This window comes from Oleisolibacter albus, from assembly GCF_003336875.1.
Taxonomy (GTDB): domain Bacteria; phylum Pseudomonadota; class Alphaproteobacteria; order Azospirillales; family Azospirillaceae; genus Niveispirillum; species Niveispirillum album.
The window spans coordinates 199,474-213,669 of record NZ_QGNJ01000002.1 but is presented as its reverse complement, the minus strand read 5'-3'; the positions used below and the strand labels follow the sequence as shown (position 1 = coordinate 213,669).

Here is a 14,196-nt window from a genome sequence, read left to right as displayed (position 1 = left end):
CGACGCTTCGCCGGTCCCCATGGGTTCATGCGGCAAGAGGCGGGAGTATCGCGCTGATGGAGAAATCGCGGCCACAGGACGTCCCCCCGTTTGCGGGGGGGAGGGCAAAGGGCCGGCCGGCGTCATCCGGCGCGAGTAGCGGGGGCAGTAAGGCGATGGACGGGGCTGGCCCCTATCCGCCGGTGCTGGATCAGGTCGAGGCCATCCAGAGCGGCACTGGCACGCGGATCGGATCAGCACTATAATTATCAATGCAGTCAGAGGTGAGGGCCGTACCCTTTTGACCCTTTGGCGAGCGGCGGCGCACGTGCGGGTGACGCTATGCCTCCCTTCCGGCGCCAGACATAGGTCCATCCCCACGGGTGTGGGGCAGCCCTATAGGCAGGGCACCCGGTGGTCGTCACTGGATTTGGCGGCGGCCCGGAGGTACTGTTGATGTGGTCGCGCTTGGCGGGAAGTCGGTTCCGCCCTGTGGCCCGGCCTGCAAAGGCCCCGCCGCGGCCCCCGTCGTCAGACGGTGCGGCTTCGGGGACGTTGCGCACCCCCGCGACCAAATCAGCGACATCATATAGATCCCTGCACAGGCTTGTATCGGCCTGATCCGCCAGCGCCGTGCGGTCGACCCACCCGGCGGTCGTCATCCCGGATCCATCCCCACGGGTGTGGGGGAGCCGGAGAAGCACATCCTGAGATGTGCTGTGACTAGCGTTGTCCGCACCCACGCCGTCGCTCGCCAGGGGGTCGACGGCGTGCGGCCCTCGCCCCTGACTGCACTGATAATATGGTGCTGATCTGATCCGCGTGCCAGTGCCGCTCTGGATGGGGTCCATCCCCACGGGTGTGGGGGAGCCTAGGCTGTAAACTCATAAAGTTGGCTTGAAGAGTGGTACCGTGATTCAAGGAGGTACCGAAGGAGCCCGTGATGACGCGGCGCCGCGACGAACTCATGGACCAGGAATGGTCGATCCTGCCGCCGCTACTGCCGAACACGCCGCGCGGTATGCCGCGTGTGGATGACGCCGGGTTCTGAACCGTATTCTGTGGCGGTTCCGCACCGGATATCGCCGATCGTGTCCCTGGGCGGAGATACCGGAACGGGATGGGTCCTTCGACGGCCTGTTACAGCCGGTTCGTGCGCTGGCGGACGCGCTTGGGCCAACATTCCTCCCGATACCGACCGCAAGGGCGGCTTCGTTTTCTCATCCCGGGGCTATCGGCAGCGGAACTGTGCCGAACGGTTCTTCAACACGATCAGGTGGTTCAGAGGTATCGCCACCCGATACGACAAACAACCAGACAACATCCTGGCGGCCATAAAGCTCGTCGCCGTCAGGATTTGATGCCAGGGATGATTGAGTCTACGGCCCGGCTTTCCGGGGCCACCTCGCGAGTCGTGCTCGCTCTCATGCTCGTAAGCCATCCCCACCGCTCAGGCGCGGACTTCGGTCGAAAACTTGTTCGTCGTCTTGCTCATCGTCGCGTCATCGCGCTCAGGCGTGGTAGCCGCCGACAATCCCCCCGCGGTTCCGTCACAGATTGTTACCTTGAGAGGATAAGCAAAGCCCGTCGTTGTTACCGACCATTACGCGCGCGCGGGAAGGCACTGGATGCCAGGTAGGCTCACTTGGCTCCAAGGGGGACACCGACGAAGAGCATGGGATTCGTGCGCCACTGTCCGTCTCAACCCGACGTCGAGTGTGGGACGGGATGTGGGACGCGCGGAGCGATAACCACACCAAACCAGGAAAAACAGATCGTTAGACAGCAAGAATGGCGGAGAGGGTGGGATTCGAACCCACGGTACCCTTGCGGGTACTTCGGTTTTCGAGACCGACGCGTTCGACCACTCCGCCACCTCTCCGCAGCGCGACCGTCTGTCACCGGGGTGGTCGATCCCCGGTCGGTCGCGAAGTGGCGCGCACCCTATACAAAACCGATCCGGCCTGCAAGATGGGATGTGCGGTGTGTGCGGGGCTGTCCCGGACGGCATGGCGCCCCCATCTTCCGGGGCAGGACGCGGGCACCGCCGCCCCGCGCGGATGCGCACGGCCGGGCCGTTCCCCTGTCACCACGCCGCCCGTCCTGCCGCTCCCTCGGTGGCAACCTTGGCCGGGCCCGGCAGCGGGGCATGGCCCCGGGCCGGGTCCACCGGGGTTCGCCGCCGGAGCCGGCCGTGCCCGCATGCATGCGTGACGGGCGGAAACGCAGGGGAAATGAGTCGGTTGGCGGTTGACAGTCTCGGCGCGATGCGTATAGTCCCGCGTCTCTGAGGGCGGGTCCCCATGCGGGGCCCGCGTCCTTTTTGTTGGACAGATTGATGGGTTGGCCGATTCCGCGCCTGCCCGGATCGGACAAGTGGTGGGTCAAATGTTCGCAGTCATCCGCACCGGCGGGAAGCAGTACAAGGTCGCGGCCGGCGACGTCATCCAGGTCGAGAAGCTGGCCGGCGAGGCCGGTGCCAGCGTGCAGCTCGACGAAGTGCTGATGGTCAGCGATGCGGGCAAGGCCACCGTCGGGTCCCCGCTGGTCGCCGGCGCCGCCGTCACGGCCGAGGTCGTGGCCCAGACCCGTGGCGACAAGATCATCATCTTCAAGAAGAAGCGCCGCCAGAACTACCGGCGCAAGAATGGCCACCGTCAGGAACTGACGGTGCTGCGCATCACCGGTATCCAGGCCTGAGCGCCGTCTGACAGGATCGTAGGAGCAATCCCCCATGGCACATAAAAAGGCAGGCGGCTCGTCCCGTAACGGCCGCGACTCCGCTGGTCGCCGTCTCGGCGTGAAGCGTTTCGGCGGTCAGGACGTTCTGGCCGGCAACATCCTGGTGCGCCAGCGCGGCACCAAGTTCCACGCCGGCGCCAATGTGGGCATCGGCAAGGACCACACCCTGTTCGCCCTGGTGGACGGCAAGGTGGAGTTCAAGATCGGCCTGAAGGAGCGGACCTTCGTGTCCATTGCTCCGTTGGCCGAGGATGTCGCGGTCGCCGCCGAGTAATCCGGCGCACCGTCCTTTGATGTCGCGATCGGGGGAGCGGGCAACCGCTTCCCCGATTTGCGTTTGTTCGCCGGTTTCGGACCCGGCACGGGCACGGTCCTGCCCGGCGGTGCCGCTGTGCCGGCCATAGGCTTGCCCGCGCCTGTTCCCCTGACTCTTTGCCCGGCCATCCCACCGGGATGGAAGCCCGACCATGAAGTTCCTCGACCAGTGCAAGATCTTCCTGAAGAGCGGTGACGGCGGCCCCGGCGCCGTGGCCTTCCACCGCGAGAAGTTCATCGAGTTCGGCGGTCCGGACGGCGGCAATGGCGGGCGCGGCGGCGACATCGTCTTCGAGGTGGTGGACGGGCTGAACACCCTGATCGATTACCGCTACCAGCAGCATTTCAAGGCCCGGCGGGGCGGCCACGGCATGGGCCGGTCCCGCACCGGCGCCAAGGGCGAGGATGTGGTGCTGCGGGTGCCGGTGGGCACCCAGGTGCTGGACGAGGACCAGGAGACGGTGCTGCTGGACCTGACCGAGGCCGGCCAGCGTGTGGTGTTCATGCGCGGCGGCGACGGCGGCTTCGGCAACGAGCATTACAAGACCAGCACCAACCGCGCCCCGCGCCAGAGCACGCCGGGCTGGCCCGGCGAGGAGCGCTGGGTCTGGCTGCGGCTGAAGCTGATCGCCGATGCCGGCCTGGTCGGCCTGCCCAATGCCGGCAAGAGCACCTTCCTGGCCGCCACCAGCCGGGCGCGGCCGAAGATCGCCGACTATCCCTTCACCACGCTGACGCCCAATCTGGGCGTGGTCCATGCCGGCGGCCAGGAATTCGTGCTGGCCGACATCCCCGGCCTGATCGAGGGCGCCCATGAGGGCCGCGGCATCGGCACCCGCTTCCTGGGCCATGTGGAGCGCACCCGCGTGCTGCTGCATCTGGTGGACGGCACCCAGGAGGATGTGCAGCTGGCCTATCGCACCATCCGGCGCGAGCTGCGGATGTATGGCGGCGGGCTGGCCGACAAGCCGGAAGTGCTCTGCCTGAACAAGGTGGACGCGCTGAGCGAGGAGGAGCTGGAGTTCAAGCGCACCAAGCTGCGCCGCTCGGCCAAGAAGCCGGTGTTCGTGCTGTCCGGCGCCAGCGGCCAGGGCGTGCAGGAGGTGCTGTTCGAGCTGCTGAAGCACATCCAGGCCGCCCGCGAGGCCGAGGGCGAACCCGCCCGCGAACTGGCCTTCCGCGCCCGCTACAGCCCGATCCCCGAGGACCAGTAAGGGGGCGGACCAGTAAGAGGGCGGGCCGAACGCCGCCCTCGGGGGTGGTGCCCCCCGGGCGGCCGCGGGCTTATTGCTGAACCGGGTTCCGGAGCCAGGCGATGGCCATGACCAGGGGCAGGCTCCCGAGCAGCAGCCAGGAGAGGATATCGGCCATGCCGTCGCCCAGCAGCGCGCAGGTCAGGCCGGAGATGCTGACCACCGCCAGCAGCGCGGGCCAGCGGAAGACCATCCAGGTGCTGCGATCGCGTTGCCGTTTCATGGCGTCGATCCTGTCGTCCCGTGGGGCCCGGAAGGTCCGCGCCGCCGTGTCCACCACAGATAGAGCCCGGACACCAGAACCATGATGGCGGCAAGGTCGAGCAACGCCCAGATCAGCTTGAGCGGCAGACCGCCATAATTGCCGAAATGGAGCGGCCGGGAAATGAACAGCGCCTGGACCAGCGGCGGCATGTCCTTTGCCACCGTCAGGACGCCGGTACGGGCATCGACCAGGGTGGGGCGCAGGATGTACCGGGTCAGCGCATCCTTGCCCGCCATGAAGATGGCATAGTGGTGCGGCGAGCTGAACGGATTGCCGGGATAGGCGATGCTGTAGGGCTGCATCCCCGGCGATACCGCCGCCGCCGCCGCGATGGCGGCATCCAGGGAGGCACGGTCCGCCGGTGCCGCCGCATCGCCCTTGTAGGCCGCCGTCATCTCCGCCAGTCCGGTGGCCTGCCAATAGCCGGCGATGGGAACATCCAGCGTATTGAACACGCCCGTGGCCCCTACGGCGAGCAACCAGGTCGCCGTCACGATCCCCAGCATGTTGTGCAGGTCAAGCCACGTCACCCGCGGGCTGCGATGCTTGCGCACGGCACCGAACGGCAGTTTCCGCATGAAGGGCGCGTACAGCACGATGCCCGATACCAGGGCGGCCAGGAACACCACGCCCATGGCCCCCAGAAAAAGCGTGCCCGGCAGTCCCAGGAACAGGCGGATATGCGCCTCCTCCATCCAATGGAGAAAGCCGCCGTCCGGCGCAGGCAGGGTGATGGCCTCTCCGGTCCGGCGGTCGAACGGCTGGATGTGGGCCTGATCGAACGGGGTTTCCACGGCGGGGGCGGTCGCCACACTGACGATGGGCAGCGCTTGATCGAAGAAGACGAACTGGACGATTTCATCCGGCCGTTTCGCCAGGGCCGCGGCGACGATGCTATCGATCGGCGGTGCCGGCGTGCCGGGAGCCACTGTCCGCAGGGGCGGCAGATGGAACGCCGCCTCGATCTCTTCATGGAAAATCAGCGGCAGCCCCGTCACGCAGAGCAGCAGCATGAACAGGGTGCAGATGAGGCTGGTCCATTTATGGACCAGCCACCACACCCGCTGGGAGGAACGGCCGGATGTGGCCGCCCCCCGCGACAACGGGCGCGCGCTTACCATGCGTGGCGCACGCCGCCCAGCACCTGCCGGCGGTTCCCGAACTGGCAATAGATGTTGTAGCTGCAGCTCGTGTAATACTCTTTGTCGAACAGGTTCGAGACGTTCAGCGTCAGCTGCGTTTCGCCCAGCGACGGGATCAGCTTCTCCAGCTCATAGCGGATGGCCAGATCCGCGATGGTGTAGGACGGCGTGCGGACCGTATTGAGGTCGTCGCCATAGCTTGCCGCCACGTAGCGCACGCCACCGCCCAGATTGAGCCCCGCCAGCGGCCCGGCAGGGACGCGATAGCTGGCCCAGGCGGACGCGAACCACTCGGGTATGGCCTGCGGCCGTTTGCCGATGATGGCGGCATTGGTGGAGCGCTTCACCTCCGTATCCAGCGCCGTCACCGAGGCGATCATCTCCAGGCTGTCCGTCACATCGCCGCGCACCTCGACCTCCAGCCCGCGCGACCCGATCCGTCCCTCCTGCACGGAGAAGCCGAGCGTTTCCGAGGGCGTCAGCGTGTCGTCCTGACGGAGATCGAAAACCGAGGCGGTGACAAGCACCGGCACGCCATGGGGCTGGTACTTCACCCCGCCTTCGACCTGGCGGGCCGTGGTCGGACGGAAGGCAGTGCCATTCTCATCCACACCCACCGTCGGCTCGAACGAGGTGGCATAGCTGACATAGGGGGCAATGCCGGAGTCGAAGAGATAGAGCAGGCCGGCGCGGTAGCTGGTCTTCTCATCCTTCTGTTTGCTGACGGCGCCCGTCGCTTTGGTGCGGGTCTTCACCTCGGCCCAGTCATGACGGGTGCTGAGGGTCAAGCGCCAGGCCCCCATGTCGATCTGGTCCTGCGCGTAGAGGCCGGTCTGCTGCTGCGTCTGCCGGTTGTCGATCAGGGGCGCGAAGGGACCGACGCTCTGTCCGTAGACGGGATTGAGCACATTCAGGGCCGGGGCGGCGGCCATGCCATAGGCCCAGTCCGCCGTGTGGTGCTGATAATCCAGCCCGGCGACGATCCGGTGGACCAGGGCGCCGGTGTTCACGTCCGCCGACAGGCGGTTGTCGGTGGAAATGCCCTTGGCCGTTTCATCGGACTGGACGGCGGCACGCGGCAGCAGACCATCCGCCGTCAGGGGCGCCACGGCCTGGACGCCGGTGAAATCCGTGGAATTGCGGGCATAGCGCAGGGCCGAATGGACGCTGACGGCCCCAAATCGACGGTCGAATTCGTATCCCACCCCGTATTGGGTGCGGTCGTAATCGTCCACGGCCGGATCACCGAAATTCAGCTTTGAATTCAGCGCATCGCGATAGGCCGCCGGGGCAAGGCTGCGCGCCAGGGCGGAGTTGAAATAGCCGCCCTCCGGATCGTCGATATAGAAGCCGCGCAGCGTCAGCGTCGTCTGCCGGTCCGGCGCCCAGGTCACGGCCGGCGCGATGGCCAGCCGCTTCTCGTCCACATCGTCGAAGCGTGTGCCCGACGCGCGCGCCAGGGCGGCCAGCGAATACCGCCAGGTCCCGTCGCTGTCGACAGCGCCCCGGCTGTTCATGCTGGCCTGATAGCGGTTGTCGCTGCCGATTTCGGCGCGCACCTCTCCGGCACGGCCCACGGTCGCCGCACGGCTGGTCTGGTTGACCAGGCCGCCAGGATTGACCTGGCCATAGAGGACCGCCGCCGGACCTTTGACGATTTCGACGCGGTCCAGCAGGTACGGGTCGATGGAGAACTGGCCGAAGGCCTGGCCGCGCGGCAGCCGCAGCCCATCCAGGAACCCGACAAAGGCGGCACTGGTGCTGAAGCCGCCGAAGCCCCGGATGAAGACGGTGTCGAAGCGTGACGTCGCATCGACATCGGACAGCACACCGGCGGAATAGCGCAGGGCGCTGCCCACCGTCTGGACATTCTGATCGTCCATCTGTTCGCGGGTGACCGTAACGATGGATTGCGGTGTCTCCACCGCGGGCGTCCGCGTCTTGGTGGCGCTGGTCGGCACCTCATCGAAATAGCGCTCACCCGTCACCACGATGGCGTCGAGACTTTCCGGGGGCTGGGCCTGCGCCCAGGCCGACGGCATCCAGCCGACCAAAGCCAATGCCGACACCACGCCCAATCTTCCGTTCGCCTGCATGTCCGTGCCCGTTTCTGTTCGCTGCGCGGCACCATACAAAAACGGGACGGAACCATCCAGCTAAATGATAACGCTTCTCATTACGGTGAGGTTCCTGTTCCCATGCATGCGGGTTCCGCGTTAGAAAATCAGGATGATACGCCTTCGCCGCCACCTGCTTCCGGCCACGCCCATGCGGGACCGGTCACGGGACAAGATTCTCGATGCCGCCGCCGACCTGTTTGCGCAGCATGGGTTCGCCGGCACATCGCTGGAACAGGTGATCGCCGATTGCGGAATCGGCCGCGACACCCTCTATCGCCGCTTCAGTTCGAAGCTGGATCTGTTCGAGGCCGTGGCCCTGCGCGAGCGGGAGCGGACGAATGCCCGCTTCGCCGCCTTCGTCGCCGCTGCGCATGGAACGCCGCTGGAGCAGCTGGAAGCGGCGGCGCGCTGGCTGCTGGAGGTCAACCTCGACCCCGGCCTCATCGCCATGAAGCGTATCGCCTTCAGCGAAGCCCGCGTGTTCGGGCGCGCCGTTCAAGACGCGGCCAGCCCGATCACCGATCACCTGACGGCGCTGGTCCGCCGTCTTCAGCAGGAGGGGATGTTTCAGGCGGGGGATGCTGCCGAGATCGTTGGCCACATCATCAACAGCCTGATCCTCGGCCCGATGATGCACGCCATGCTGACACCGCAGGCTGTTGATTCCGCCGAAGCCCGCGCGGCCCACTTCGCCCGGGTGTGGCCACGGATCGTCCGCGGGCTGTCCTGCTGATCGCCCTGTCGATTGCGCCCGGACTGCAAAGCCCGAATGGGGGCGCGTGCGGCCGGCCAGCGCTGCGCTGACGGTCCGGCCGGGTCTTCTGGGGGACCCGGCCGTTCATGACTGGCCGTCAGCGGCTGACGCTGACGAAGCGCGAGGGATGGACGTCGCGCAGATTGTCCTCCCAGCCCTTGACCCCCGGCCGCACCAGATGGGTGGTGACATAGGTATAGAGCGGGATGATCTGGTGGTCCGCCAGCATCAGCGCCTCGGCCCGCTGCATGAGGTCCCGGCGCCTGGCCGGGTCGATCTCCACCGCCGCCTCGTGCATCAGCCGGTCATAATCGGGATTGTGATAGCTGGAATGGTTCTGGCCGGGCACGTCGGACTGGAAGATCGACAGGAAGGTGTAGGCGTCGTTGTAATCGCCGACCCAGCCGTTGCGGGCGATGTCCTTGAACTTGTGTTCGGACCGGGTGTTCAGGAAGACCTTGAACTCCTGGTTGTTCAGCGTGACCTTCACCCCCAGCTTCTGCTGCCACATGGAGGCGATGGCGATGGCCACGGCCCGGTGGTTCTCGCTGGTGTTGAACATGATCTCCAGGTCCAGCGGCTTGCCGCCCTTGCCGTAACCGGCCTTGCGCATCAGCTCCTGGGCCTTGGCGTCGCGCTGGGCCTGGGTCCAGCCGGCCCAGTCGGGCTGCGGTGCCGCATAATCCTCCGTCCCCGGCGGCACGATGGAGAAGGCCGGCGCCTCCCCGGCCCTGGTCACCTTGTCGACGATGATCTGGCGGTCGATGGCCAACGACAGGGCGGCCCGCAGATCCGCATTGGACTTCCAGGGCTCGTTCAGCAGGTTGATGGAATAATAGTAGGTGGAGAAATAGGGGGCGGCCCGGAACTCGCCGGGCAGGTTCTGCCTGACCCAGGGGATCTGGGCGTCCGGCACCTCGTAGGTCACGTCCAGCTCCCCGGCCCGGTAGCGCTTCAGCTCCGTCTCCCGGTTCTCCGTCGGGTAATAATAGACCGTATCCAGCGCCACGCTGGCGGCGTCATGGAAGCGGGGATTCTTCACCAGCTTGACATGGCTCTGCGGCACCGACTCGGCCAGGATGAAGGCGCCGTTGCCGACCAGATTGCCCGGCTTGATGAAATCGTCGCCGTATTTCTGCAGATTGGCCTTGGACAGCGGGTAGGTCGAATGGTGCTGCAACCCGGCCACGAACCAGCTGGTCGGTGCCTCCAGCGTGACCCGCAGGGTGCGGGCATCCACCGCCTCGGCCCCCAGGGACTCCTCCGGCATCTGGCCCTTGCTGATCTTCTCCGCGTTCTTCACCGTCCACAGGAAGAAGGCGTAGCGGCTGCTGGTGCGCGGGCTGACCAGACGGCGCCAGGCGAAGACGAAATCCTCGGCCGTGACCGGCGTACCGTCGGACCAGAGGGCGTCGGGCCGCAGATGGAAGGTGTAGGTCACCCGGTCGGCGGCGACCTCCCAGCGTTCGGCCACGCCGGGGATCAGCTTGCCCCGCGCGTCCACCGTCATCAGCCCTTCGAACAGGTCGTACTGGATCCAGGCCTCGCCCTCGCCCGTGGATTTCTGCGGGTCCAGCGTTTCCGGCTCGGCCCCGTTGCCGCGGTGGAACACCATGTCGGCCCAGGCCGGGCTTGCCAGCACCAGCCCCGCGGCGGCCAGCACCGCCGCCACCCAAGGTCCAATCCGCATCCGTCGCCACCCCTGCTGTTCCGGTTTGACGGCGACGGTAGTCCTCGGGGCCGGGCCTGTCCAGGCGGGGGGAATGCCCCCGCCCGGCGGGATGTCAGTCCTTCAGGTCCAGGAAGCGGCTGGGATGCAGGTCCAGCAGATTGTCGGTCCAGCCCACGACCTTGGGGCTGACCATGTGCTGGCTGGCATAGGTCATCAGCGGGATCAGCGCCACATCCTCCAGCGCCAGCTTTTCCGCCTGCTGCAGCAGGGCGGTGCGCCGGGCCGGGTCCAGACTGTTGTTGGCCTCCCGCACCAGCCGGTCATAGTCGGGATTGGCATAGCCCGTGGGGTTCTGCTGGCCCACATCGCTGCGCAGCAGTTCCAGGAAGCTGTAGGGATCGAGATAGTCGCCGATCCAACCATGGCGGACGATGTCCTTGAAGGCCTTCTCGTCACGGGTGTTGAGGAAGACCTTCCATTCCTGGTTGTTCAGCGTGACCTTCACCCCCAGCTTGCTCTGCCACATGCTGGCGGCGGCGATGGCCACCTTGCGGTGGTTCTCGCTGGTGTTGTAGAGCACCTCCAGTTCCAGCGGCTTGCCGCCGGGACCATAGCCGGCCTTCTGCAGCAGCTCCTTGGCCCTGGCTTCGCGCTGGGCCTGGGTCCAGCCCGCCCATTCCATCACCGGCGGCTGGTAATCGGCGATGCCGGGCGGCACGAAGGAGAAGATGCCCTTCTCGCCCTGGCCCATGATCTTCTCGGCCAGCACGTCGCGGTCCAGGGCCAGGCTGAGGGCCAGACGCAGGTCGCGGTTGGACTTCCACGGCTCCTTGGTCAGGTTCGGCGCATAGAAATGGCTGCCGAAATAGGGCGCCGAGCGGTAGTCCGCCGCCATGGTCTCCTTGACCAGCTTGGTCTGGGTGACCGGCACCTCGTAGGTCAGGTGCAGTTCACCGGCGCGGAAGCGCCGCAGTTCGGTATCGAGGTTCTCGGTGTTGTAGAAATAGACCGTGTCGATCCGGACCTCGGCCGCATCGTGGAAATACGGGTTCTTCACCAGCTTGACATGGCTCTGCGGCACGGATTCGGCCAGCCTGTAGGCGCCGTTGCTGACCAGATTGCCAGGCCGGATGAAGTCGTCGCCATATTTCTCCACATTGGCCTTGCTCAACGCATAAGAGGCGTGGTGGTGCAGGATCTTGGGGAAGTAGGGGGTCGGGCCGACCAGCGTCACCTCGAAGGTGTGGTCGTCCACGGCGCGCACGCCCATCTCCTCCGGCTTCTTCTTGCCGAAGGTCACATCCTCGGCGTTCTTCACCCGCCAGAGATAGAAGGCATAGTCGCTGGCCGTGGCCGGGGCCACGGCACGGCGCCAGGAGAACACCCAGTCGGCCGCCGTGACCGGCGTGCCGTCCGACCATTTGGCGTTGCGGCGGAGATGGAAGGTATAGACGGTGCCGTCGGCACTGACCTCCCAGCGCTCGGCCGCGCCGGGCAGGAAGCCGCCCTTGCCGTCCGGGGTCAGCAGCCCCTCGAACAGATCGTACTGGATCCAGCTTTCCGGCACGCCGCTGGATTTGTGCGGGTCCAGCGTTTCCGGCTCGGCCCCGTTGCCCCGGTGCAGCACCTTCTCGGCAAAGGCCGGCAGCGGAGCGGCCAGACAGATCATCGCCACCAGCGCCAAGCGGCGCAGATGGATCGCCATACGCGTCATACCCATCGAACTCCCCGTCCGCCGGGTGAACCCGGCTGTCTTCTGATGTGAGGCGACAAGGGGGACCCGCGGGTCCCCCCTGTCCGATAATCACCGCTCCACGGTCAGGTAGCGCGAGGGCTGCACGCCCATGGGGCTTTCGACCCAGCCCTTGACCTTGGGCGAGACCAGGTTGCGGTAGGTGGTGTGGTACTGCACCAGCATCGGCGCATCGGTCAGCAGCAGCGTCTCCGCCTCGGCCAGCAGGGCCATGCGGGCTGCCGGGTCCACGGTCAGGTTGGCCTTGTCCAGCAGCGCGTCATAGGCCGGGTTGGCATAGCCGGAGCGGTTCATCTTGCCGACGCCGCCATGGAACAGCTTCAGGAAGGTGTAGGGGTCGGGATAGTCGCCGATCCAGCCCAGCTCGACCACGCCGGCATAATCCTTCTCGCCGGCCTTCTGCAGCACCACCTTCCATTCCTGGTTGTTCAGGGTGACCTTGGCGCCCAGCTTGCTCTGCCACATGCTGGCCACGGCCACCATGGTCTTGCGCACGCTCTCGCTGGTGGAATGCAGGATGTCGATGGCCAGCGGCTTGCCGCCGGGGCCGTAGCCGGCCTCCGCCACCAGCGTCCTGGCCAGGGCGTCACGCTCCGCCTGGGTCATCTTCAGCATATCCAGGTCCGGACTGGCATAGCCGGGGATGCCGCTGGGCACGAAGGTCATCTCCGGCAGTTCGCCGGACTTCGTCACCTTGTCCACCAGGATCTGCCGGTCCACCGCCAGCGCCAGCGCCTGGCGCAGCTTGGGGTTGGACTTGAACGGCTCCTTCGTCATGTTGAAGGCGAGATAGCGGTTGCCCAGCACCGGATAGAACCGCATGGCCTCCGGCATGTTCTGGCGCAGCCAGTCCACCTGGGTCACCGGCGCCATCTGCACCAGGTCCAGTTCCCCGGCGCGGAAGCGGCGCAGCTCGGTTTCCGGACTGTCGGTGTGGAAGAAGTTGACGGTGTCGATGCGGACGCTGGCCGCCTCACGGAACTTCGGGTTCTTCACCACCGTGACATGGCTCTGCGGCACCGCCTCGGTCAGCACATAGGCGCCGTTGGAGACGAGGTTGCCCGGCTTGATGAAATCGGCCCCGAACTTCTCGGCATTGGCCTTGGACACGGGATAGGTGGTCCGGTGGATCAGCGAGGTCAGGAAATAGCCGGTGGGCCGTTCCAGCGTCACCTTCAGCGTCTTCGGCCCGGCCGCCTCCGCCCCCAGCGCCTCCAGCGGGGCCTTGCCGTTGCTGATGGCCTCGGCGTTCTTCACCGGCCACAGGAAATAGGCGTAGTCGCTGGTGGTCTTGGGATCGACCAGACGGCGCCAGGCGAAGACGAAATCCTCCGCCGTCACCGGCGTGCCGTCGGACCAGACGGAATCGGCGCGCAGGAAGAAGGTATAGACCAGACCATCGGCGCTGATCTCCCAGCGCTCGGCCACACCGGGGATGATCTTGCCGTCGGGTCCGAAGGTCATCAGCCCTTCGAACAGATCGTAGGCGATGCGCGACGACTGGGTGTCGGTGCCCTTGTGCGGGTCGAGCGAGGTGGGCTCGGCCTGGTTGCCGCGGTTCAGGATCATCGCGGCCATGGCCGGTGCGGCGGTCAGGGTGGCCGCCACGGCAACAGCCGCCAGTGCCGGCGCCAAGCGTCGGGCGAAGTGCATGCGTCAGGTCTCCATCAATGGACAGGGCAACGACCGGCCGATGACCGGCCGGGTGGAACGGCGGACAGGAAAATACCCGTTCTATGTGCGGTCTGGGGGCGCCCCTGTCCAGGGGTGTTACCGAGCGGAAACCGGCAGCGCATCCGGGACGGACGGGGCCGGGGCGCCGGAGGCCGGATCGGACAGGGCCTGTTCCAGCCGGGCCAGGCTGTCAGCCCCCGCCGCCGCGGCATCCCGCTCCAGCCCGCGATAGAGGCGCACCAGTTCCCGCCCCCAGGGGGTCAGCGCCGCACCGCCGCCGCGGGCGCCGCCGGGCTGGGCCAGCACGGCCGGATCGCGGAAGCTGTGGTTGATGGCGTCCACCAGCGTCCAGGCGCGGCGATAGGACATGCCGAGCGCCCGGCCGGCGGCGGAGATCGAACCGGTGCGGTCGACCTCCTCCAGCAGGCGGATCTTGCCCGGACCCAGCTGGGCACCGGTGGAAAAATCGAGACGGAGCATCAGGCGCGTCATAGCCGGGGCAGACTAGCACCGCCGCGGTGCCGGCG

General features: G+C 66.6%; 11 protein-coding genes, 1 tRNA gene and 1 pseudogene. 5 read left to right on the top strand and 8 right to left on the bottom strand.

Going from position 1 to position 14,196, the window contains the following annotated elements:
* The first annotated feature begins 922 nt into the window (after positions 1 to 922).
* Positions 923 to 1,340: pseudogene (locus tag DK368_RS04015) on the top strand (transposase).
* Between the two features lie 431 nt (positions 1,341 to 1,771).
* Here DK368_RS04015 and DK368_RS04010 read toward each other — a convergent pair.
* Positions 1,772 to 1,861: transfer RNA gene (locus DK368_RS04010), tRNA-Ser, on the bottom strand.
* A gap of 506 nt (positions 1,862 to 2,367) precedes the next feature.
* On the opposite strand from DK368_RS04010, the gene rplU reads away from it, so the two are divergent.
* The 3 genes from rplU (at position 2,368) to obgE (ending at position 4,250) form a co-directional block, all read left to right on the top strand.
* Complete coding sequence (gene rplU, locus DK368_RS04005) at positions 2,368 to 2,679, top strand: 50S ribosomal protein L21 (protein ID WP_114392274.1); 312 nt, start codon at positions 2,368 to 2,370, stop codon at positions 2,677 to 2,679.
* Positions 2,680 to 2,713: 34 nt separating this feature from the next.
* Positions 2,714 to 2,995: a 50S ribosomal protein L27 gene (gene rpmA / locus DK368_RS04000; protein WP_114392273.1), complete on the top strand. Its 282-nt coding sequence runs from the start codon at positions 2,714 to 2,716 to the stop codon at positions 2,993 to 2,995.
* Positions 2,996 to 3,188: 193 nt separating this feature from the next.
* Entirely contained in the window at positions 3,189 to 4,250 is a 1,062-nt protein-coding gene (obgE, locus tag DK368_RS03995) for a GTPase ObgE (protein ID WP_114392272.1), read from the top strand.
* A 70-nt stretch (positions 4,251 to 4,320) separates the two neighbouring features.
* Here the strand turns inward: obgE and DK368_RS03990 are convergent, their stop codons facing one another.
* The 3 genes from DK368_RS03990 to DK368_RS03980 are packed head-to-tail and all read right to left on the bottom strand — an operon-like array spanning position 4,321 to position 7,765.
* On the bottom strand, positions 4,321 to 4,512 hold the full coding sequence (locus DK368_RS03990; protein ID WP_114392271.1) for a hypothetical protein: 192 nt from the start codon (positions 4,510 to 4,512) through the stop codon (positions 4,321 to 4,323).
* Positions 4,509 to 5,675 carry a PepSY-associated TM helix domain-containing protein gene (locus DK368_RS03985; protein ID WP_114392270.1) on the bottom strand — a complete coding sequence of 389 codons (1,167 nt, stop codon included), beginning with the start codon at positions 5,673 to 5,675 and terminating at the stop codon, positions 4,509 to 4,511. Before DK368_RS03985 ends, DK368_RS03990 begins: the two co-directional genes overlap by 4 nt.
* Positions 5,669 to 7,765 (bottom strand): TonB-dependent siderophore receptor, encoded by a 2,097-nt coding sequence (locus tag DK368_RS03980; RefSeq protein WP_205028033.1) that lies wholly within the window; start codon positions 7,763 to 7,765, stop codon positions 5,669 to 5,671. The genes DK368_RS03985 and DK368_RS03980 overlap by 7 nt, the downstream gene beginning before the upstream one ends.
* Before the next feature lie 160 nt (positions 7,766 to 7,925).
* On the opposite strand from DK368_RS03980, the gene DK368_RS03975 reads away from it, so the two are divergent.
* Positions 7,926 to 8,549 (top strand): TetR/AcrR family transcriptional regulator, encoded by a 624-nt coding sequence (locus DK368_RS03975; RefSeq protein WP_114392268.1) that lies wholly within the window; start codon positions 7,926 to 7,928, stop codon positions 8,547 to 8,549.
* Between the two features lie 118 nt (positions 8,550 to 8,667).
* Here DK368_RS03975 and DK368_RS03970 read toward each other — a convergent pair whose 3' ends face one another.
* The 4 genes from DK368_RS03970 to DK368_RS03955 all read right to left on the bottom strand — a co-directional run bounded on the left by DK368_RS03970 (position 8,668) and on the right by DK368_RS03955 (position 14,149).
* Positions 8,668 to 10,260: a peptide ABC transporter substrate-binding protein gene (locus tag DK368_RS03970; RefSeq protein WP_114392267.1), complete on the bottom strand. Its 1,593-nt coding sequence runs from the start codon at positions 10,258 to 10,260 to the stop codon at positions 8,668 to 8,670.
* Between the two features lie 94 nt (positions 10,261 to 10,354).
* Positions 10,355 to 11,956 carry a peptide ABC transporter substrate-binding protein gene (locus DK368_RS03965; RefSeq protein ID WP_240002325.1) on the bottom strand — a complete coding sequence of 534 codons (1,602 nt, stop codon included), beginning with the start codon at positions 11,954 to 11,956 and terminating at the stop codon, positions 10,355 to 10,357.
* A 90-nt stretch (positions 11,957 to 12,046) separates the two neighbouring features.
* Entirely contained in the window at positions 12,047 to 13,648 is a 1,602-nt protein-coding gene (locus DK368_RS03960; RefSeq protein ID WP_114392266.1) for a peptide ABC transporter substrate-binding protein, read from the bottom strand.
* A 117-nt stretch (positions 13,649 to 13,765) separates the two neighbouring features.
* Entirely contained in the window at positions 13,766 to 14,149 is a 384-nt protein-coding gene (locus DK368_RS03955; protein WP_240002324.1) for a winged helix-turn-helix domain-containing protein, read from the bottom strand.
* Positions 14,150 to 14,196: the final 47 nt, after the last annotated feature.